The following is an 18,124-nucleotide window of genomic DNA, read 5'->3' as shown; positions in this document are numbered from 1 at the left end:
ACGGCTTGCTCACGCCTGGTACATGTACCGCCGCGACCATGGCAGGGTCGATGCGTCGCGCCCGGCCTTGGTGCAGACGATCTGGTAGAGCGAGATCCAGTCCTGCATGAATGCATAGGCGCAGCCGGCAAGATAGACGCGCCAGATCCGGAAGCGCTTTTCATCGACCAGCCGCTTGATGCGTTCCGCGTTCGATTCGAAGTTGTCGGCCCAGATGCCGCAGGTTTTGGCGTAGTGGCGACGCAGGTTTTCCACGTCCAGCGCTTCCAGCCCGCCTTCCTGCATGGTGCGCAACACCGTGCCGATGTGATGCAGCTCGCCTTGGGGAAATACATATTTTGCGATGAACTCGCCGCCGCCGTAGGCGGTTTCGCCGTCGCTCGGATCGGTAGTCGTAATGCCGTGATTCATCGCCACGCCGTCGTCCGCCAACAGTTCGCGGATCCGCGAGAAGTAGAGCGGCAGGTTTGCGGCGCCGACATGCTCGAACATGCCGACGCTGGTGATGCGGTCGAAGGTGCCGCCGATATCGCGATAGTCTTGCAGCCGGATTTCGACGCGCTCCTCTAGGCCCGCGCGCGCAATGCGTTCCGTGGCGAGGTCGAACTGATTTTGCGACAGGGTGATGCCGACGCATCTGGCACCGTACTTTTGCGCTGCGCGTATGATCAAGGCGCCCCAGCCGCAGCCGATGTCGAGCAGGCTCTGGCCGGGCCGCAGCCGGATCTTGGTCAAGATATGGTCGATCTTTTTCAGCTGCGCCGTGTCGAGGTCCTCCTCTTCATTCTCGAAGTAGGCGCATGAATACACCATGTTCTTGTCCAGCCACATGCTGTAGAAGTCGTTCGATACGTCGTAGTGGTAGCGAATCGCTTCCTCGTCCATTTTTTTGGAGTGATGGAAGGAGCGGACGATGCGGCCGAACTTGCCTTCCTGCTTCAGGGTATACCGTGCAAGCGCATTACCGACGGAAATGATTTCATTGGCGCGGCCTTCGATGTCGATTTTGCCTTCCACGTAGGCGGTGCCGAGGTTGAAGAGGGAGGGCGTCAGCAGGTAACTGAGCGCCGAGGCGTGCGGTACTCTGACGGTGACATGAGGCGCGGGATATTGGCCGAAATCGAGTTGCTGCCCGTTCCATAGTTCCAGCCGCAACGGCAGCGCAGCGCGGTCGCGTATGCGCTCAACCCAGCTTCCAAGCTTCTTTTCCCAGAACATGACATGTCCTCCGTAAAGCCGTTGGATTCGCCATTGAGCCTGGGTGCGCCGGATGACGCGCCCGGATCGGGTAATGTATCGCTTGGCTGCGGGGACAAAAATTCCTTACGGTTGCAGCCTTTGCCGTTTCCAGCTGCCGTCCGCCTGCAAGGTGTACGCGATGCGATCGTGCAGGCGCGACGGGCGGCCTTGCCAGAATTCGATGTAATCCGGCGTCAGCCGGTAGCCGCCCCAGTGCGCGGGGCGGACCGGATGTTCGCCATATTGTTGTTCCACTTCCGCGACCCTTGCTTCCAGCTCGGCACGGCTTGCAACCGGGCGGCTTTGCGCCGATGCGATGGCGCCGAGGCGGCTTTTCAACGGGCGGCTCTGGAAATAGGCATCGTTCTCGGCATCGGAGATGCGTTCGATCCGGCCTTCGATGCGTACTTGTCGCTCCAGCTCGATCCAGTAAAACAGCAGAGCCGCGTAAGGATTTTGCGCTAACTCATGTCCCTTGCGGCTCTCGTAGTTCGTAAACCACGTGAATCCACGCTGATCAACATCCTTGATCAACAGAATGCGCGAAGACGGGCGATTGCCGGCGCCGACGGTCGATACGGTCATGGCGTTCGCTTCCGGCACTTTCGCCAGGATCGCTTCGCCCAGCCATTTGGAAAACTGGTCGATCGGGTTCGGCAGAACCTCGTCTTCGGACAGGCTGGCACGGCTGTATTCTTTGCGTAAATCGGCTATCGACGACATCTGGATTCCTGTTATGGGTGAGTGGTGCGGCGCATCGGTGCTGCTGTAATCAGTATTATCACCGATATGCGGAATTGCAATTGGCGCAATGTTTTTCGTATTGCGAGGCGTTTTGCGGCAGGCTAAAAATACTGCACCACGCATTTCGGGCGCCTTGTCTTGAATCAATTTTTGGGCGGCTGATGGTTATTTGCGAAATGCCTGATGCCATGCGGCAGGTACGCCGGCACCGATCATCGCGCTCATTGCCCAGAAAACCGCCGGCAAGCCCAATGCCGCTCCGGCACCGCCGAACGCAAGCGGCAGGATGACCTGGCAGGCATTGCCGATGGTGATGCGCACGCCGACAGCTTCGGCGCCGCGCCCGGAGGGGGCGGCATGGTGCAAAAGCGCCAGCATGTTTGGCTGGCTTGATCCGACCGCCGCACCCAGCATGGCGGCGACTGCCATCATCGATGCCGGTCGCCCTGTCAGCGGAAACAGCGCATAGCACACCACAGCCAGTATCAGCGCCGCTGTCAGGACATGCCATTCGCTGTAATGGCGCGCGATCCACGGCATTCCCAGGCGCACCAGGAAGGTCGCGGCGGAGAAACTGCCGAGAATGATGCCGATCGTCGAGGCGGAAAATCCGAGATGCGCGCCATGAATCGGCAGCACGAAGGTAAACAGATCCCAGGCCGATGCAAGCAGGGTGCCGACAATATAAATGCGCCGCAACTCCCTGTCGCGCAGCAGTTGCATTGCGCCGCCGGCGCACGCTTCCTTTTCCTGTGCGGCGGGCCGAACCTGCCGTAGCCTTCCACAAGCAGTTAATGACAGCGCACTGAGGGCGATCATGCAAAAGGCCAGATAGGCAACATCATGGCGCGCGTGGTCAATCAGGAATCCGGCCATGACGGGCCCGCAGAAACCGGATATGGAAAAACCGAGCGCAAGCCAGCTGAAGTTGGACGCGCGCCGCTCTGCCGCGCTGATGGCGCCAACCGTATGTTGGGCCGCCACTTGCACCACCATGAATCCGGTACCGATCAGGATCGTGGCCAGGTACAGGACTGGCAAGCCGCTCACGAAGCCTGGCAGTGCGCAGCCGGCGGCAATCGCCGCGCAGCCAGCCAGCATCGGACGCACGATGCCGATGCGATCGATGGCGCGTCCGGCAGAGACCGCCAGCAGCATCGGAAACAGGGCGAACAGCGCAATTAGCGTACCGATGGTGAATTCGGACGCGTGTAGCGAAAGGGCATACAGCGAGGTCGTGACGCGCGCGCCGGCCAAGGCGCTGTGCGCCAATAGTGATATGAAGATTAACTGAAGCAGGGGCGCGGAAGGGAACACGGCAAGGCTGGGAAGGGCGCGGCGGAAAAGCGGGAGAAAAGATTCGCGACAAAAACATTCTAAGAGAAAATATCGCGGCTTGCTCTCCATTAAAATGGCGAAATGAACGCAATTATTTCCCTTCCTCCAGTTTCTGATCCTTCTGCCAACGATATCGATTTCGATCGGCGCTTTGGCGGAATTGCAAGGCTGTATGGCGCGGCCGCGCTCGACCGTTTTCGCTCCGCGCATGTATGCGTGATCGGCGTCGGCGGCGTAGGCTCCTGGGTGGTCGAAGCGCTGGCGCGCAGCGCGATCGGCCGGGTGACGATGATCGATCTCGACAACGTGGCGGAGTCGAACGTGAACCGCCAGATCCACGCGCTCACCGATACGCTGGGCATGGCCAAGGTCACGGCGCTGGCCGCGCGCATCGCGCAAATCAATCCGTACTGCGAGGTGACCGAGGTCGAGGACTTCATCTCGGAAGACAATCTCGACCAGATGATCGGCGTCGGCCGTTATGACTATGTGATCGACGCCATCGACAATGTGCGCGCCAAGACGGCCCTGATCGCTTATTGCCGCATGCATGCGATTCCATTGATAACGATAGGCGGCGCCGGCGGGCAAGTCGATCCGACCAGGATCGAGATCCGCGACCTGTCGCGCACCGAACAAGAACCGCTGCTGGCCAAGGTGCGCAAGCGCTTGCGCGCCTCTCATGGTTTTCCGCGCGGGAGCAAGAACAAGTTCGGCATCGATGCAGTGTTTTCCACCGAACCGCTACGCTTTCCCGAGACGCAGTCGTGCGAGACTGGCGGCGACCAGGCGGGTGGCGTAACCGGATTGAACTGCGCAGGATTCGGTTCGGCGATGGTCGTGACCGCCAGCTTCGGCCTGGTCGCGGCAGCGCATGTCTTGCGCAAGCTGGCTCAGGCCGGCGCGAAAGATACTGCCCGGAGCGCGGCCGAACCCGCTCTCGAACAGGCTTAACCGGATTAATTGCCGGCGTCGCCCGGCATCCATACTTCGCTATCGATCCGGCGCGACGCCAGCACCTGATAGGATGAACCTTCCGGCTTCATCACCGATTGCACCAGGGCGACCTGGTCAGCTTTCCAGGCGATAGGCGTAAAGGCCGTATCCGGCGGCGGCGCCGCGTCGCGCGCCAGCGTGATGTGCGGCTTGAACTTGAATTGGCTGTCAAAGGCGACGCCGTGCTGCGCGAGGGCGAGCGCAAGCTGTTGCTGCAGGCCGGCGAGCGCGGAGGGCATCTCGTGCATGCCGGCCCACGCAATCCGGTTCCTGCCGAAGTAGCCGATCCGGTCGAGCGTCAAAGTCATCGATGCGCCCGGCAAGTGCATGAGGATGTCCTTCAGTGCGGGAATCTGCTCGGCAGGCTGCTGGCCGAGAAACGCCAGCGTGATATGTAGGTTGCCGTACGGGATTTTGCGCCCCTGTAGCACTTGTTGCAGCCGCACGAGTTCACCGCGTGTCAGGTCGTCCGGCCACAACGCATAGAAAAGGCGTAGCGATTGCTTGCTGTTCTCGTTCATGTCGATTCCGACTCCATCGAGGCGCCGACGTTCAGGCTTGCATGTCAGTGGCACAGCGCCGCGCCGCGATCCCGGAAACCGTCGTCTGCAGTCGGCACGAATTCCCATTCATAACCGAGTTCCTTCAAGCTCAGCTTCAGCACGCCGAACGTGAAGTTGTTGCTAACCTCGCTATTCGATTTGCGAAAGCGAAACGGCGTCAGATGCGCACCGCCCGTGCCGACCACGAACTGCCGGATGCCGCGCCGGTCATCCCGGTTGCCGTCGCCATCCTGCGGCGCGAAGCGCTCGTAATCGTGATCATGCCCGACCAGGACCAGGTCGGCATCGGCAGCGACCAGCATCTTCCATGCATCGAGCATGCGCTCGCTGCTGCCGTGGCCGCCGGAACTGAATACCGGATGATGCCAGTAGGCTAGCGTGCAGAGGGTTTTATGCTGTTCAAGATCGTTCTTCAGCCACTCCAGTTGCGCCTGTTGCGCGGCCGGCTTCAGATTGCTGTTGAGAGAGATCACATGCCAGCTGCCGATGTCGACGCTGTAGTAGCCGCGCCGCGCCGGGCCGGCGGCATCACCGAAATAGCCGTAATAGCCGGTTGCCTGCGGCGTGTAATACTCGTGATTGCCGGGCGCTGGATAAGTCTGCTGCTTGAACCTGCCCCACGTCGGCTCGTAGCAATTGGTGAATTCGGCTTGAAGCCCGACCGGATAGGTTGCATCGCCCAGCATCAGCACCGCGGCGTTCTTGTCCTTGCCGAGCCCCTGCGCGATCAAGGCTGCGGTCTTGGCGGCGCCGCTGCGCTGCGCCGGGGCGTTGCTGCAATCGGCGACATCGCCCGCCGCAAATACGGTCACGCCCTTGTCGGCCAGTCGGACCGCCAGCGCCGTCTGCTCTTGCGCGCCCTTGTCGGTAAAGCAGCCTGACAGGCAGCAGATCACCGCGCCTGCCAGGGCAAGGGCAAGGCTTCTATTCCGGAATGTACCAGTCGATCGAATGGCGCGGTTGCTAGGCATGGGAGGTCAGAGCAAAAGGTCACATTTTAACGACCCTCTGGCTGACGCTCCAAACGCAGCCGCGCTACGAGGTATAAGGCGCGGGGCAGGGCGATGCGCGCTGCTGCGCTCAGAATTCATGTTCTTCGATAGCGCGTCTCGCACGATTTTCCGCTGCGTCCCAAGCCTCGACCTCCGAAGCATATATTCCGGCAGGGATATAGGTTTCCGCGATTTCCGGCTCCCGCGTCAGCCTGACATACACTTGCGCTTCAAAACTGCCGTCTGGCTGAGGCTTTGCCAGGATGCGGGCGAGATGCGTGCCGCTGCGCAATATACGCCCGTCCGCCGCTTGCCCGTCGCCGTCTGACGTATTGGTTGGCGTGCCTGGTTGCGTTGGTTTCACAGCCCGAACGTCGTTTTCGACATCGACTTGCCCTGGCGATTTTTCGCCGCTGCCAATATCCGCTTCGTTCGTGAAATGCCTCGGATCCTGTGCCATGCAAGCTACTCCTGTTCAATGCGACTGGAAGCGCCACCTTGTCTTCAGGCGCTTAATGTTCAAACACTAAGATGGCTTGGCCCGGGGATAGTTCTGACGCGCACCAGCGGGTCATGTTTTTTTGGCACCGAACCAAGCTGTTGGCACTTCGTCTAAATTTGTTTGGAGCGTGACATGAACAACGAACAAAAGCAGTATGTCGAATCAGGCAGCGCAGACTTGCGCGTCGCACGGACGAAAGACAACGCGATCGGGATTGACGATATCGGATTGCCGTCGGACGTATTGCCGGATGACGCGAGCAGGATAGAGGAAATCAAGCCTGATCCCGATAAGGTCGAGCACAAGTCTTGAACATGCCGTCTAAGTGCATTGCATGTTCGATCATCACCTCAGCAAACAGGAATGACTATGGCAAGCAAGGAAGAATGCGACCGCTATGCATCGGAATTGACGCAACGGTTCGAGGAATTCACGAAATGGGCCATCGCCAACTGGCCGAAGAAGGAATTCCCGCTGTTGCCATCGGATTTCAGCGAAGCGCGCCGCGAAATTAGCGAAATTGTCGGCCCCAAGCTGGGTGAGGGAGAAAACGATGCGCCGGGCATTCCGGCCGGTACCGCGCAATACAGGGATGTCAATCCGATGCCTTGGCCATAGGTATTGTTACGTCTGGTTACTATCTAGCGTGAACTTAGGATCGACACGGACGTTAGTTTACTTATAATTATTTAAGGCCATTTCGCTGCCTTGACTGGCGGCTGGGAAATGGCGGAACGATTCCATGCGCAACGACGACTAGTTAAGAGCGTGGGGCTTGGAGTTGAATTTCAACATGACCGAAGAGGAAAACATGATTCAGAAAATGAAGCGTTTGTTCGTCTACATCCTGCTCACCGCCTTCGGATCTGTCGGATTTACCCAGACTGTCCAGGCAGCCATCATTGGCACCGAACAGATTCACTCCGCCAGTGCCGCGCAGCAGAACCAGGCAAAAATCGCCGCCGCGCTCAATCGTCCTGAAGTGTTGGCGCAGCTGGAGCAAATGGGGGTCAACAAGGCCGATGCGCAGGCACGCGTTGCGGCGCTGACCGACGAGGAAGCGGCGACGCTGGCGCACCAGATCGACAGCCTGCCCGCGGGCGGCGATGTCGTCGGCGCTCTGCTGGTGATTTTCTTCGTCTTGCTGGTTACCGACATTCTCGGCCTGACGAAGGTTTTCCCGTTCACGCGCTCCCACCGCTAAGTGCGCCTCGGTGGCAAACACTGCCGGCAGTCATGCATGCCGGTAGTGTTGTTCCTTCTTGCGCTGCTGCTCGCCGGCTGTGCAACACAAACCCGCTCCTTGCTGCAGCGCGCACCACAGGGTTTGCCGCGCCAGGCCGAATTGGCGGCGACGCCGTTCTATCCCCAGGAACGCTACCAATGCGGTCCGGCAGCTCTTGCGATGTCGCTCAATGCGGCCGGTTTTTCCGCCTCCCCGGATGCGCTGGTGGCACAAGTCTATGTGCCGCAGCGCGAGGGCAGCCTGCAACCCGAAATGCTGGCGGCCGGCCGCCGTCATGGGGCGCTTAGTGTCACGATTGCGCCGCGGCTGGATGCATTGCTGACGGAAATCGCAGCCGGCAACCCCGTTCTCGTCCTGCAAAACTTGAGTCTTCAATGGGCGCCTCTCTGGCATTATGCGGTCGTTATCGGCTATGACCTTGGCCGGGAAGAAATTATCTTGAGATCGGGTACGACGGAGCGCCTGGTCTTGCCGATGTCCACGTTCGAACACACTTGGGCGAGAGGGGCATATTGGGGCATGGTGACCTTGCCGCCGGACCGCCTGCCTGCCACGGCGGAGGAAGCTGGCGTGGTCGATGCCGTGGTCGCACTGGAAAAGAGCGGTAATGCAGCCCATGCCCACCGAGCCTACGCGACGGCGCTGCGGCGCTGGCCGCAAAACCTGACGCTGCTGCTTGGATATGGGAACACGGCCTATGCCTCGGGCGACCGCACAGGCGCCGCAGCGGCATATCGCCGCGCGACTGAACAGCATCCCGAAAGCGCCGCTGCCTTCAACAATCTGGCGACCGTATTGTCGGAGCTCGGGCAATTCGACCAGGCACGGCTTGCGGCCGAAAAAGCCGTCGCATTGGGCGGCCCCTGGCGCGACGCTGCATATGCGACGTTGCAATCGATCGATGCGGCACAACGGAAACGCGCTTCGAAATGACGCTGTTTTAGTGGGGCGACCAAGAACAAAAAACTACTTTCTCATGGAAAGAAAGGCGGTTTTCGGCACGTCTGAGAACGGGGTGATACGGTGTACTGGTCTTGAACCAAAAACCAGGTCGTTCTCAAAACAGATCAGTTCTTGTCACAGACAGACGGCTGGACGGGATCGCGCGACTTCACGAGAGTGGAGCTGACCAGGTCGAGTAAATCAAGTGGCGTGGCGGCGAGCACATCGGCGCCCCAGGATGCGGGCTCGATATTGCCGCAATAGCCCCAGCCCGCGGCAATCGTCACCATGCCTGCGGCACGGCCTGCCTGGATGTCACGCAAGTCGTCCCCGACATACCAGCATGCGTTTGGCGCAAGGGCAAGCCGGCTTGCCGCTTCGAGGAGTGGTGCGGGGTGAGGCTTCGAGTGAGGCGTCGTATCGCCCGACACGACGCAGCGCGCGTCCTGCAAGCCGATCAGCGGCACCAGCCTGTCGGTAAAGCGTGCCGCCTTGTTGGTGACGATGCCCCAGGATAAATCATGGTCCTGCAGGCCCTTTACCAAGGGGGCAATGCCGTCAAATAAACGGCTTTCAACCGCGATTGCTGCCTCGTAATTAACCAGGAAGGCAGTGCGCAGATCGTCATATCCCTCGTCTTCCGGCAGCAAGCCGAAAGCGGCGCCGATCAGGCCGCGCGCACCGGCGGACGCGACCGGGCGTAACTGCTCATAGGGGGTTGGAGCCAGTCCGCGATCGGTACGGACCTTGTTGATGGCGCCGGCAAGATCGGGGGCCGTGTCGGCCAGCGTGCCATCGAGATCAAACAGGATGGCGCGGGGTACGGTCAGGTGCATGTTGAAGTTCGTGCGGACCGGGCGGGACGCATGCCATATGCCGACCCGCCTGATCGAAAGAGGTTATGCTGTGCGGGAACAGGCCACCAGATAATTCACATCGGTATCCTGATTGAGCGAATATATCTTGGTCAATGGATTGTAGGTCATGCCTTTCAGGCTGTCGACGTTCAGGCCGGCCCCGCGGGCGAACTGCGCCAGCTCTGCCGGAGTGATGAACTTACCATAGTCATGCGTTCCCTTGGGAAGCATGCGCAGCAGGTACTCGGCGCCAATAACTGCAAACAAATAGGCCTTTGGATTGCGGTTAATGGTCGAGAAAAATACATGGCCGCCTGGCTTGACCAGCGTTGCACAGGCTTGCACGACGGCAGCCGGATCGGGAACGTGTTCCAGCATTTCCATGCAGGTCACGACATCGTAGCGTCCCGGTTCGCGCGCCGCCAGCGCTTCGGCAGAGATCATTTCATAACGCACTTGCACACCCGATTCCAGGCTGTGCAGGTCGGCGACTTTCAACGCTTTCTCGGACAAGTCGATGCCGGTTACTTGCGCGCCCTTCTTTGCCATGGATTCGGCCAGGATGCCACCGCCGCAGCCGATATCGGCCACAACCTTGCCTGCCAAGGGCGCGCGTGCGTTAATCCATTCGAGACGAAGCGGATTAATTTCATGCAATGGACGGAATTCTGACGTGGGATCCCACCAACGGTGGGCGAGATCGCTGAATTTTTGCAGTTCTAGAGGATCGGCATTCATAGGGTAAATGATAGCGGGAATAGGGAGGGCCTGCAGCCATTTAATGGCGAATCAGCGGTGCAGGAAAAACGTAGCCATAAAAAAACCCCGCCGAAGCGGGGTTGTTTATCGAGCAAGTCGATTACTTGGTGCGGGTGCCGACCACTTCGATTTCGACGCGACGGTTCTTGGCACGACCAGCGGCGGTCTTGTTGGACGCTACAGGCTGCTTCTCGCCTTTGCCTTCGGTGTAGACGCGGTTGGCTTCGACGCCCTTGGATACCAGGTATGCCTTGACCGCTTCAGCGCGGCGGATCGACAGCTTCTGGTTATAGGCATCGGTACCGATGGAGTCGGTGTGGCCCACGGCGATGATCACTTCCAGATTCATGCCTTGCAGCTTGGAAACCATATCGTCCAGCTTAGCCTTGCCGTCCGGCTTCAGGACTGCCTTGTCGAAGTCAAAGAAGGCGTCTGCTGCAAAAGTAACTTTTTCAGAAACCGGTGCAGGAGCCGGAGCCGGGGCGGGGGCGGGAGCCGGTGCGGGAGCTGGAGCAGCCACCGGAGCCGGTTTGGCGATTTCCCCATCGCAGCCGCCGACTGCATCAGCCGGGGTATAGTAACCAGTATGCCAGCACGGGCCGAACGGGCTACGAACGACCACGCCGCGGGAATCCTGAAGATATGCACTGTTGGGAGTATTTGCCTTGATATCTTGCTGAGCGGATGCTGCAAACGAAGCAACTGCGGACGCAGCAAAGATGAGTTTTGCTAATTTATTCATGTTTTTCCTCTTGGTTGGAGATATCCGCAGATAAACTGCGCAACAAATAAACAACATTCAAATCTGATATTACCACACGTGGTTAGATTATTCTTTTATAAGGTTGTTCACTTGCAATGCACTTTAGCTAATAACATTTTGCCATAGGCTTGATTTACAACGATTGTTGCTAAATCAATGGCAATATGTTTTTCATTTCCTGTTGCGATTTCGCTACGTGCCGCCAACAAAGCTGGCATTTCCAAAAAATTTTGCGTGCGAAGGCTAGTTCTCTTGGCGCTTACGTTTATCGGGATGTTCCACGTACTTCGATTGTCACGCGCCGATTTGGTGCCAGACAGGCTATCAGGCGGGCACGTGGAAGCGCGTCGGCGCAGGATTTGACGGGCTGTGTTTTGCCCGCGCCTAGCGTGTCGATTTCCGCTGTCGCGCCTTTGCTCTTCAAGTAGGCAGCCACTGCATTGGCACGCTTTTCCGACAATTTCTGGTTGTATTGTTGCGAACCAAGGCGATCGGCATGGCCGGTCACCATGATGAGATCGACCTTGGCGCAATTTCTAAATCGTGCCAGAACTTCATCGTCAATTTGTTTCTTGGCTGTATTACTTAAAACGGCCTTGTTAAAGATAAATGCCTGATCGCTGCCGAGCGTCACCGTAAAATCGCAGCGCTTCGAGACTGCTGGTGCTGCTACCACAGGTGGTGCGGCCACGGGGGCAGCAATCGCGGGTGCTGTAGGTTTAACCACGGGGGAACCAGTTCCCCATCGCAGCCGGCGACGGCATCCGCCGGAGTCCACGTTCCCGTGCGCCAGCACAGTCCGAACGGACTGCGCGCGATTATGCCGCGGCCGTCTTGCAGGTAGGCGCTATTGGTTGGATTTGCCTGGATGTCGGTCGTAGTTTGGGCAAATGCGCTTGCAGCGGCGCCAAGGGAGAGGCCGAGTGCGAGTGTTTTGATCATGGTTTTATTTGTGATCGGGTATTTTTTGCAGGAACAGTATTGTGCCTCTTGTAAGGGTTGATTTGAACACATTTTTCCGGGCAGAGCCTTGGAATGCGTTCGTTCTGCTGGCGGCGCGGGTGGCGGCTTGATGCCTTGGGCGGCATGCTAAAATCCAATGTTTGGTGTCCTGCATTCATCTGCAGCCTCGACGCCACGAAATTCTGCCAACTTCAGCACAGATAAGCCGACCCGCCAATGGATCAATTCGCCAAAGAGACAATCCCGATTTCCCTCGAAGAAGAGATGCGCAAGAGCTACCTCGATTACGCGATGAGCGTGATCGTGGGCCGTGCTCTCCCGGACGTGCGCGACGGCCTGAAGCCGGTGCATCGCCGCGTGCTCTATGCGATGCACGAGACGAACAATGTCTGGAATCGTCCGTACGTGAAGTGCGCACGTGTCGTCGGTGAAGTGATGGGTAAATATCACCCGCACGGCGACCAGGCGATTTACGACACGCTGGTGCGCATGGCGCAGGATTTTTCGCTGCGCTACACGCTGGTCGACGGCCAGGGTAATTTTGGTTCGATCGATGGCGATAATGCGGCAGCCATGCGTTACACCGAGTGCCGACTGGATAAGATCGCCAGCGAAATCCTTGCCGATATCGAGAAGGAGACGGTCGACTTCGTGCCGAACTACGACGGCAAGGAAAAGGAACCATCCGTTCTTCCGACCCGTATTCCGAACCTGCTGATCAACGGCTCGTCGGGCATCGCGGTGGGTATGGCGACCAATATCCCGCCGCACAATATCGCCGAGGTCATCGACGGCGCGCTGCATGTGCTGCGCGCTCCGGAATGCACGGTCGATGAACTGATCGAGATTATTCCCGCGCCCGATTTTCCGACGGCCGGCATCATCTACGGCGTGTCCGGCGTACGCGACGGCTACCGCACCGGGCGCGGGCGCGTCGTGATGCGCGCCAAGACGCATTTCGAGGAATTCGGCCGCGAAGGGCGCACCGCGATCATCGTCGACGAGTTGCCCTACCAGGTGAACAAGAAGTCGCTGCTCGAGCGTATCGCCGAGCTGGTGCGCGACAAGAAGCTGGAAGGCATTTCCGACATCCGCGACGAATCCGACAAGTCCGGCATGCGCGTCGTGATCGAACTGAAGCGCGGCGAAGTGCCCGACGTTGTGCTCAACAACTTGTACAAGCAGACGCAACTGCAGGACACGTTCGGCATGAACATGGTGGCGCTGGTCGACGGCCAGCCCAAGCTGCTGAACCTGAAGCAGATGCTGGAATGCTTCCTGTCGCACCGCCGCGAAGTCGTCACGCGCCGCACCGTGTTCGAGTTGCGCAAGGCGCGCGAGCGCGGCCACGTGCTGGAAGGCTTGGCGGTGGCATTGGCCAATATCGACGACTTCATCGCCATCATCAAGGCCGCGCCGACGCCGCCGATCGCGAAATCGGAATTGATGGCGCGCGCCTGGGATTCCTCGCTGGTGCGCGAAATGCTGGCGCGTACCGGCGCCGAGAACGCGGGGGGCATCGACGCATTCCGTCCTGAGAACCTGCCCAAGCATTACGGCATCCAGAGCGACGGCCTGTACAAGCTGTCCGACGAGCAGGCGCAGGAAATCCTGCAGATGCGCCTGCAGCGCCTGACCGGCCTGGAACAGGACAAGATCGTCAACGAATACAAGGAAGTGATGGCGCAGATCGCCGACCTGCTGGATATCCTGGCACGTCCCGAACGCGTGACGGCGATCATCTCCGACGAGCTGGCCGCCGCCAAGAACGAATACGGCGACGCCAACAAGGATGGCCGCCGCTCGACCATCGAACTGAATCCGACCGACCTCGGCACCGAAGACCTGATCGCGCCGCAGGACATGGTGGTGACCTTGTCGCATTCCGGCTACATGAAGTCGCAGCCGGTATCCGAATACCGCGCGCAGAAGCGCGGCGGGCGCGGCAAGCAGGCGATGGCGACCAAGGAAGACGACTGGATCGACCAGCTCTTCATCGCCAACACGCACGACTACATCCTGTGCTTCTCGAACCGCGGCCGCATGTACTGGCTGAAGGTGTGGGAAGTGCCGCAAGGCTCGCGCAATTCGCGCGGCAAGCCGATCGTCAACATGTTCCCGCTGCAGGAAGGCGAGAAGATCACCGTGGTACTGCCGCTGTCCGGCGAAAACCGCAGCTTCCCGGAAGACCATTACGTGTTCATGGCAACGTCGCTCGGCACCGTGAAGAAGACGCCGCTGACCGAGTTTTCCAATCCGCGCAAGGCCGGCATCATCGCGGTCGACCTCGACGAAGGCGACTACCTGATCGGCGCCGCGCTCACCGACGGCAAGCACGACGTGATGCTGTTCTCGGATGCCGGCAAGGCGGTGCGCTTCGACGAGAACGACGTGCGTCCGATGGGCCGCACCGCGCGCGGCGTACGCGGCATGAGCCTGGAGGAAGGCCAGCAAGTGATTGCTTTGCTGGTGGCGGAAAACGAACAGCAAACGGTACTGACTGCGACCGAGAACGGTTTCGGCAAGCGCACACCGATCACCGAGTACACCCGCCATGGCCGCGGCACCAAGGGCATGATCGCGATCCAGACCAGCGAGCGCAACGGCAAAGTAGTCGCCGCGACCCTGGTGGAGCCGACCGATGAAATCATGCTGATTACCACCGGCGGCGTCCTGATTCGCACCCGCGTATCGGAAATCCGCGAAATGGGCCGCGCCACCCAGGGCGTGACCCTGATCGCGGTGGAAGACGGAACGAAACTGTCCGGTCTGCAGCGTATCGTCGAATCGGATGTCGAAGAGGAAAACGGCAGCACGGAGGAAGAATGACCCGCGTCTATAACTTCTCGGCCGGTCCTGCCGTCCTGCCGCAGGAAGTGCTGCGGCAAGCGGCCGACGAAATGCTTGACTGGCATGGCAGCGGCATGTCCGTGATGGAAATGAGCCATCGCGGCAAGGAATTCACATCGATTTACGAGGCGGCTGAGTGCGACCTGCGTGAGTTGCTTGGCGTGCCGGCGAATTACAAGATCCTGTTCATGCAGGGGGGCGCCATTGCCGAAAATGCGATCGTCCCGATGAACCTGGTCGCACGCAAGTCGCAGCCGGCGGTGGTGGATTTCATCAATACCGGCTCCTGGTCGACCAAGTCGATCAAGGAAGCGAAAAAGTATTGCACGGTCAATGTCGCCGCTTCGTCGGAAAGCCAGAAATTCACGGCAATACCGCCGCGCGAAAGCTGGAAACTGTCGGCCGATCCCGCTTACGTGCATGTCTGCACCAACGAAACGATCGACGGCGTCGAATTCCATTACGTGCCCGACGTGGCGGAGCAGACCAATGGCGCCCCGCTGGTGGCGGACATGTCGTCCCACATCCTGTCGCGCGAGATCGATGTATCGAAATACGGCGTGATCTACGGCGGCGCGCAAAAGAACATTGGCCCGGCGGGCCTGACGCTGGTGATCGTACGTGACGATTTGCTCGGCCATGCGTTGCCGATTTGCCCGTCGGCGTTCGACTGGAAGCTGGTGGCGGATAATCAATCGATGTACAACACGCCGCCGACCTACGCGATTTATATCGCCGGCCTGGTGTTCCAGTGGCTGAAAAGGCAAGGCGGCGTCGCCGCGATGGAGCAGCTCAATATCGCCAAGGCCGCGCTGCTGTACGATTATCTGGACTCGACCGATTTCTACAGCAACAAGATCGAGAAGGACTGCCGCTCGCGTATGAACGTGCCATTCTTCCTGAAAGACGAGTCGCTGAACGATACTTTCCTGGCCGGCGCGAAGGAGCGCGGGCTGCTGCAGCTCAAGGGCCACAAGTCGGTGGGCGGCATGCGTGCATCGATTTACAACGCGATGCCGATCGACGGCGTGCAGGCGCTGGTCGATTACCTCAAAGAGTTCGAGAAGAAGCACGGCTGATATTCCCCTCTTGCAGCGGGAAGCCACAGGACAGCGTAAACATGAATACCGACGATAAATTAAAGCCACTGCGCGAGCAGATCGATGCCATCGATGCGCAAATCCTCGATTTGCTCAACCGCCGCGCGCGCGTCGCGCAGGAAGTCGGCCACGTGAAGGCCGAAACCAATGCGCCGGTGTTCCGTCCGGAGCGCGAGGCGCAGGTCTTGCGCAAGGTCGCCGAGCGCAACCCTGGTCCGCTCGATGGCGGCGATGTCCAGACCATCTTCCGGGAGATCATGTCTTCCTGTCGTGCCCTGGAGCGGCGCGTCAATGTGGCCTATCTCGGGCCAGCCGGTACGTTCAGCGAGCAGGCCGTGTATCAGCAGTTTGGTCATGCGGTCGAAGGCGTGCCATGCGCATCCATCGACGAGGTTTTCCGTGCCGCGGAAGCGGGAACGGCGGATTTCGGCGTGGTTCCCATCGAGAATTCGTCGGAAGGCGCCATCAACCGCACGCTCGACCTGCTGCTGCAGACCACATTGTCGATTAGCGGCGAACTGTCGATCCCGGTGCATCACAGCCTGATGACCAGGAGCGGCACGATGGAGGGCGTAACCCGCATCTGCGCGCATTCGCAGGCCCTGGCGCAATGCCAAGTATGGCTTAACCAACATTATCCGGGCATCGAACGCCAAGCCGTCGCGTCCAACGGCGAAGCCGCGCGCATTGCCAGCGAAGACCCGGCGGCGGCGGCGATAGCGGGTGAAATCGCCGGTCAGCGCTACAACCTGGGCGTCGTCAAGGCGCACGTGCAGGACGATCCGCACAACCGCACGCGGTTTGCCATCGTGGGCCGCCTGCAACCCGGGCCGAGCGGCAAGGACCAGACGTCGCTGGTGCTTGCGGTGCCGAACAAGGCGGGCGCGGTGTATAACCTGCTTGCGCCGTTGGCCCGGCACGGCGTATCGATGACGCGCTTCGAGTCGCGTCCGGCGCGCATCGGAACCTGGGAATATTATTTCTACGTCGATGTCGAAGGCCATGCGCAGGATGGCAATGTGGCGGCCGCGCTGGCGGAGCTGAAGCAGAATGCCGCGTTCTTCAAGCTGCTCGGTTCATATCCTTTCAGTTTGTAATTTGAATCGCCGTTTGCCACAGATGGCGAATGGCTCACTCATCTGGAATCTTCTATGTCAATTCAATTCGGACCTGATTACGTTCGCGCCATCGCTCCCTATCAGGGCGGCAAGCCGATCGCGGAAGTCGCGCGCGAGTTCGGCCTGGACGAGTCGAAAATCGTCAAGCTCGCTTCCAACGAAAATCCGCTCGGCATGCCGGAGTCGGCGAGGCAAGCGATGCTGGAAGCCGTCGCCGATATCGGACGCTATCCGGACGCGAACGGGTTCGAGCTGAAGCAGGCAATCGCCGCCAAGTACGGCGTGCCGCAGGAATGGATCACGCTCGGCAACGGCAGCAACGACATCCTTGAACTGGCCGCGCATGCGTTCGTGCAGCCGGGGCAGTCGGTGATCTACTCCCAATATTCGTTCGCCGTGTATGCGCTGGCGACGCAGGCCGTGGGCGGCCGTGCGATCGTGGTGCCGGCAAAGCATTACGGCCACGACCTTGCAGCGATGGCCAATGCGACAACCGCGGATACCAGGCTGATTTTCATCGCCAATCCGAACAATCCGACCGGCACCTTCATTCCCGCCGCGGACATCGAAGCTTTCCTGAAGGTCGTGCCGCGCAATATCGTTGTGGTGCTGGATGAAGCGTACAACGAGTATCTCGCGCCGGAACTGCAATACGAGTCGACGGCATGGGTGCGCGAATATCCGAACCTGCTGGTGTCTCGCACCATGTCGAAAGCCTACGGCCTGGCCGGCCTGCGCGTCGGCTTTGGCATTGCGCAGCCGGCGATCACCGACCTGCTCAACCGCATCCGCCAGCCTTTCAACGTCAATTCGCTGGCCCAGGCGGCGGCGATCGCGGCGTTGAACGACAGTGCATTCCTGCAAAGGAGCGCGCGGCTCAACGAGGACGGCTACCGCCAGCTGACGCAGGCATTCGATGCGATGGACCTGGAGTATGTCCCTTCATACGGCAATTTCGTGCTGGTCAAGGTCGGCAACGACGACGGCGCCGGCGCGCGCCTCAACCTCGCATTGCTGAAGCAGGGCGTGATCGTCCGTCCAGTGGGCAACTATGGTTTGCCGCAGTGGCTGCGCATCTCGATCGGCCTGCCGGACGAGAACGCGATCTTCATCGACGCATTGAAAAAGGCATTGACCTGAGCCGGCAGCGAA

20 protein-coding genes are annotated in these 18,124 nt (G+C 59.7%); 9 read left to right on the top strand and 11 right to left on the bottom strand.

Annotated features, from left to right (window positions below; translation table 11 throughout):
- Positions 1-9 precede the first annotated feature (9 nt).
- The 3 genes from FAY22_RS12775 to FAY22_RS12765 all read right to left on the bottom strand — a co-directional run bounded on the left by FAY22_RS12775 (position 10) and on the right by FAY22_RS12765 (position 3,255).
- Entirely contained in the window at positions 10-1,218 is a 1,209-nt protein-coding gene (locus tag FAY22_RS12775; RefSeq protein ID WP_146330554.1) for a cyclopropane-fatty-acyl-phospholipid synthase family protein, read from the bottom strand.
- A gap of 105 nt (positions 1,219-1,323) precedes the next feature.
- On the bottom strand, positions 1,324-1,962 hold the full coding sequence (gene pdxH / locus FAY22_RS12770) for a pyridoxamine 5'-phosphate oxidase (RefSeq protein WP_146333438.1): 639 nt from the start codon (positions 1,960-1,962) through the stop codon (positions 1,324-1,326).
- Positions 1,963-2,148: 186 nt separating this feature from the next.
- Entirely contained in the window at positions 2,149-3,255 is a 1,107-nt protein-coding gene (locus FAY22_RS12765) for an MFS transporter (protein WP_168204836.1), read from the bottom strand.
- Between the two features lie 147 nt (positions 3,256-3,402).
- On the opposite strand from FAY22_RS12765, the gene tcdA reads away from it, so the two are divergent.
- Entirely contained in the window at positions 3,403-4,275 is an 873-nt protein-coding gene (gene tcdA / locus FAY22_RS12760) for a tRNA cyclic N6-threonylcarbamoyladenosine(37) synthase TcdA (RefSeq protein WP_146330552.1), read from the top strand.
- Between the two features lie 5 nt (positions 4,276-4,280).
- Here tcdA and thpR read toward each other — a convergent pair whose 3' ends face one another.
- The 3 genes from thpR to FAY22_RS22365 all read right to left on the bottom strand — a co-directional run bounded on the left by thpR (position 4,281) and on the right by FAY22_RS22365 (position 6,332).
- Positions 4,281-4,838, bottom strand: a complete 558-nt coding sequence (gene thpR / locus FAY22_RS12755) for an RNA 2',3'-cyclic phosphodiesterase (protein ID WP_168204835.1) — start codon at positions 4,836-4,838, stop codon at positions 4,281-4,283.
- A gap of 44 nt (positions 4,839-4,882) precedes the next feature.
- Positions 4,883-5,851 (bottom strand): metallophosphoesterase, encoded by a 969-nt coding sequence (locus FAY22_RS12750; RefSeq protein WP_146330550.1) that lies wholly within the window; start codon positions 5,849-5,851, stop codon positions 4,883-4,885.
- A gap of 109 nt (positions 5,852-5,960) precedes the next feature.
- Complete coding sequence (locus tag FAY22_RS22365) at positions 5,961-6,332, bottom strand: hypothetical protein (RefSeq protein ID WP_246860503.1); 372 nt, start codon at positions 6,330-6,332, stop codon at positions 5,961-5,963.
- Between the two features lie 174 nt (positions 6,333-6,506).
- On the opposite strand from FAY22_RS22365, the gene FAY22_RS12740 reads away from it, so the two are divergent.
- The 4 genes from FAY22_RS12740 to FAY22_RS12725 all read left to right on the top strand — a co-directional run bounded on the left by FAY22_RS12740 (position 6,507) and on the right by FAY22_RS12725 (position 8,553).
- The gene (locus FAY22_RS12740; RefSeq protein WP_146330549.1) at positions 6,507-6,686 is read left to right on the top strand and encodes a hypothetical protein; all 180 of its coding nucleotides are present in this window, start codon (positions 6,507-6,509) and stop codon (positions 6,684-6,686) included.
- 51 nt (positions 6,687-6,737) lie between these two features.
- Positions 6,738-6,992 (top strand): hypothetical protein, encoded by a 255-nt coding sequence (locus FAY22_RS12735; RefSeq protein WP_146330548.1) that lies wholly within the window; start codon positions 6,738-6,740, stop codon positions 6,990-6,992.
- Positions 6,993-7,197: 205 nt separating this feature from the next.
- Complete coding sequence (locus tag FAY22_RS12730; RefSeq protein WP_146330547.1) at positions 7,198-7,578, top strand: PA2779 family protein; 381 nt, start codon at positions 7,198-7,200, stop codon at positions 7,576-7,578.
- A 36-nt stretch (positions 7,579-7,614) separates the two neighbouring features.
- On the top strand, positions 7,615-8,553 hold the full coding sequence (locus FAY22_RS12725; RefSeq protein ID WP_146330546.1) for a PA2778 family cysteine peptidase: 939 nt from the start codon (positions 7,615-7,617) through the stop codon (positions 8,551-8,553).
- A 134-nt stretch (positions 8,554-8,687) separates the two neighbouring features.
- Here FAY22_RS12725 and FAY22_RS12720 read toward each other — a convergent pair whose 3' ends face one another.
- The 5 genes from FAY22_RS12720 to FAY22_RS12705 all read right to left on the bottom strand — a co-directional run bounded on the left by FAY22_RS12720 (position 8,688) and on the right by FAY22_RS12705 (position 11,668).
- Positions 8,688-9,398, bottom strand: coding sequence for an HAD family hydrolase (locus tag FAY22_RS12720; protein WP_146330545.1), 711 nt, complete (start codon positions 9,396-9,398; stop codon positions 8,688-8,690).
- Positions 9,399-9,461: 63 nt separating this feature from the next.
- Positions 9,462-10,157 carry a bifunctional 2-polyprenyl-6-hydroxyphenol methylase/3-demethylubiquinol 3-O-methyltransferase UbiG gene (gene ubiG / locus FAY22_RS12715; RefSeq protein ID WP_146330544.1) on the bottom strand — a complete coding sequence of 232 codons (696 nt, stop codon included), beginning with the start codon at positions 10,155-10,157 and terminating at the stop codon, positions 9,462-9,464.
- 121 nt (positions 10,158-10,278) lie between these two features.
- Positions 10,279-10,920 (bottom strand): outer membrane protein OmpA, encoded by a 642-nt coding sequence (gene ompA, locus FAY22_RS12710; RefSeq protein ID WP_146330543.1) that lies wholly within the window; start codon positions 10,918-10,920, stop codon positions 10,279-10,281.
- 107 nt (positions 10,921-11,027) lie between these two features.
- Entirely contained in the window at positions 11,028-11,165 is a 138-nt protein-coding gene (locus FAY22_RS22000; RefSeq protein WP_168204834.1) for a hypothetical protein, read from the bottom strand.
- A 41-nt stretch (positions 11,166-11,206) separates the two neighbouring features.
- On the bottom strand, positions 11,207-11,668 hold the full coding sequence (locus FAY22_RS12705; RefSeq protein WP_246860502.1) for an OmpA family protein: 462 nt from the start codon (positions 11,666-11,668) through the stop codon (positions 11,207-11,209).
- A 452-nt stretch (positions 11,669-12,120) separates the two neighbouring features.
- Here FAY22_RS12705 and gyrA point away from each other — a divergent pair, with 452 nt between their 5' ends.
- From gyrA to hisC, 4 genes are read left to right on the top strand one after another with little or no spacing between them, the layout of a single operon-like run.
- Entirely contained in the window at positions 12,121-14,733 is a 2,613-nt protein-coding gene (gene gyrA / locus FAY22_RS12700; RefSeq protein ID WP_146330542.1) for a DNA gyrase subunit A, read from the top strand.
- Positions 14,730-15,833, top strand: coding sequence for a 3-phosphoserine/phosphohydroxythreonine transaminase (gene serC / locus FAY22_RS12695; protein WP_146330541.1), 1,104 nt, complete (start codon positions 14,730-14,732; stop codon positions 15,831-15,833). Before gyrA ends, serC begins: the two co-directional genes overlap by 4 nt.
- Positions 15,834-15,874: 41 nt before the next feature.
- On the top strand, positions 15,875-16,951 hold the full coding sequence (gene pheA / locus FAY22_RS12690) for a prephenate dehydratase (protein ID WP_146330540.1): 1,077 nt from the start codon (positions 15,875-15,877) through the stop codon (positions 16,949-16,951).
- A 54-nt stretch (positions 16,952-17,005) separates the two neighbouring features.
- Positions 17,006-18,112: a histidinol-phosphate transaminase gene (hisC, locus tag FAY22_RS12685; protein WP_146330539.1), complete on the top strand. Its 1,107-nt coding sequence runs from the start codon at positions 17,006-17,008 to the stop codon at positions 18,110-18,112.
- Positions 18,113-18,124 lie beyond the last annotated feature (12 nt).

Source organism: Noviherbaspirillum sp. UKPF54, from assembly GCF_007874125.1.
Taxonomy (GTDB): Bacteria; Pseudomonadota; Gammaproteobacteria; order Burkholderiales; family Burkholderiaceae_D; genus Noviherbaspirillum.
Note: the sequence above shows the minus strand (reverse complement) of the source record. Positions and strands in the feature narration are given on the sequence as shown.

Coding starts and splice junctions, on each gene's coding strand:
- FAY22_RS12775 (WP_146330554.1), bottom strand. CDS start 1,218: ATGTTCTGGGAAAAGAAGCTTGGAAGCTGGGTTGAGCGCATACGCGAC.
- pdxH (WP_146333438.1), bottom strand. CDS start 1,962: ATGTCGTCGATAGCCGATTTACGCAAAGAATACAGCCGTGCCAGCCTG.
- tcdA (WP_146330552.1), top strand. CDS start 3,403: ATGAACGCAATTATTTCCCTTCCTCCAGTTTCTGATCCTTCTGCCAAC.
- thpR (WP_168204835.1), bottom strand. CDS start 4,838: ATGAACGAGAACAGCAAGCAATCGCTACGCCTTTTCTATGCGTTGTGG.
- FAY22_RS12750 (WP_146330550.1), bottom strand. CDS start 5,851: ATGCCTAGCAACCGCGCCATTCGATCGACTGGTACATTCCGGAATAGA.
- FAY22_RS22365 (WP_246860503.1), bottom strand. CDS start 6,332: ATGGCACAGGATCCGAGGCATTTCACGAACGAAGCGGATATTGGCAGC.
- FAY22_RS12740 (WP_146330549.1), top strand. CDS start 6,507: ATGAACAACGAACAAAAGCAGTATGTCGAATCAGGCAGCGCAGACTTG.
- FAY22_RS12735 (WP_146330548.1), top strand. CDS start 6,738: ATGACTATGGCAAGCAAGGAAGAATGCGACCGCTATGCATCGGAATTG.
- FAY22_RS12730 (WP_146330547.1), top strand. CDS start 7,198: ATGAAGCGTTTGTTCGTCTACATCCTGCTCACCGCCTTCGGATCTGTC.
- FAY22_RS12725 (WP_146330546.1), top strand. CDS start 7,615: ATGCCGGTAGTGTTGTTCCTTCTTGCGCTGCTGCTCGCCGGCTGTGCA.
- FAY22_RS12720 (WP_146330545.1), bottom strand. CDS start 9,398: ATGCACCTGACCGTACCCCGCGCCATCCTGTTTGATCTCGATGGCACG.
- ubiG (WP_146330544.1), bottom strand. CDS start 10,157: ATGAATGCCGATCCTCTAGAACTGCAAAAATTCAGCGATCTCGCCCAC.
- ompA (WP_146330543.1), bottom strand. CDS start 10,920: ATGAATAAATTAGCAAAACTCATCTTTGCTGCGTCCGCAGTTGCTTCG.
- gyrA (WP_146330542.1), top strand. CDS start 12,121: ATGGATCAATTCGCCAAAGAGACAATCCCGATTTCCCTCGAAGAAGAG.
- serC (WP_146330541.1), top strand. CDS start 14,730: ATGACCCGCGTCTATAACTTCTCGGCCGGTCCTGCCGTCCTGCCGCAG.
- pheA (WP_146330540.1), top strand. CDS start 15,875: ATGAATACCGACGATAAATTAAAGCCACTGCGCGAGCAGATCGATGCC.
- hisC (WP_146330539.1), top strand. CDS start 17,006: ATGTCAATTCAATTCGGACCTGATTACGTTCGCGCCATCGCTCCCTAT.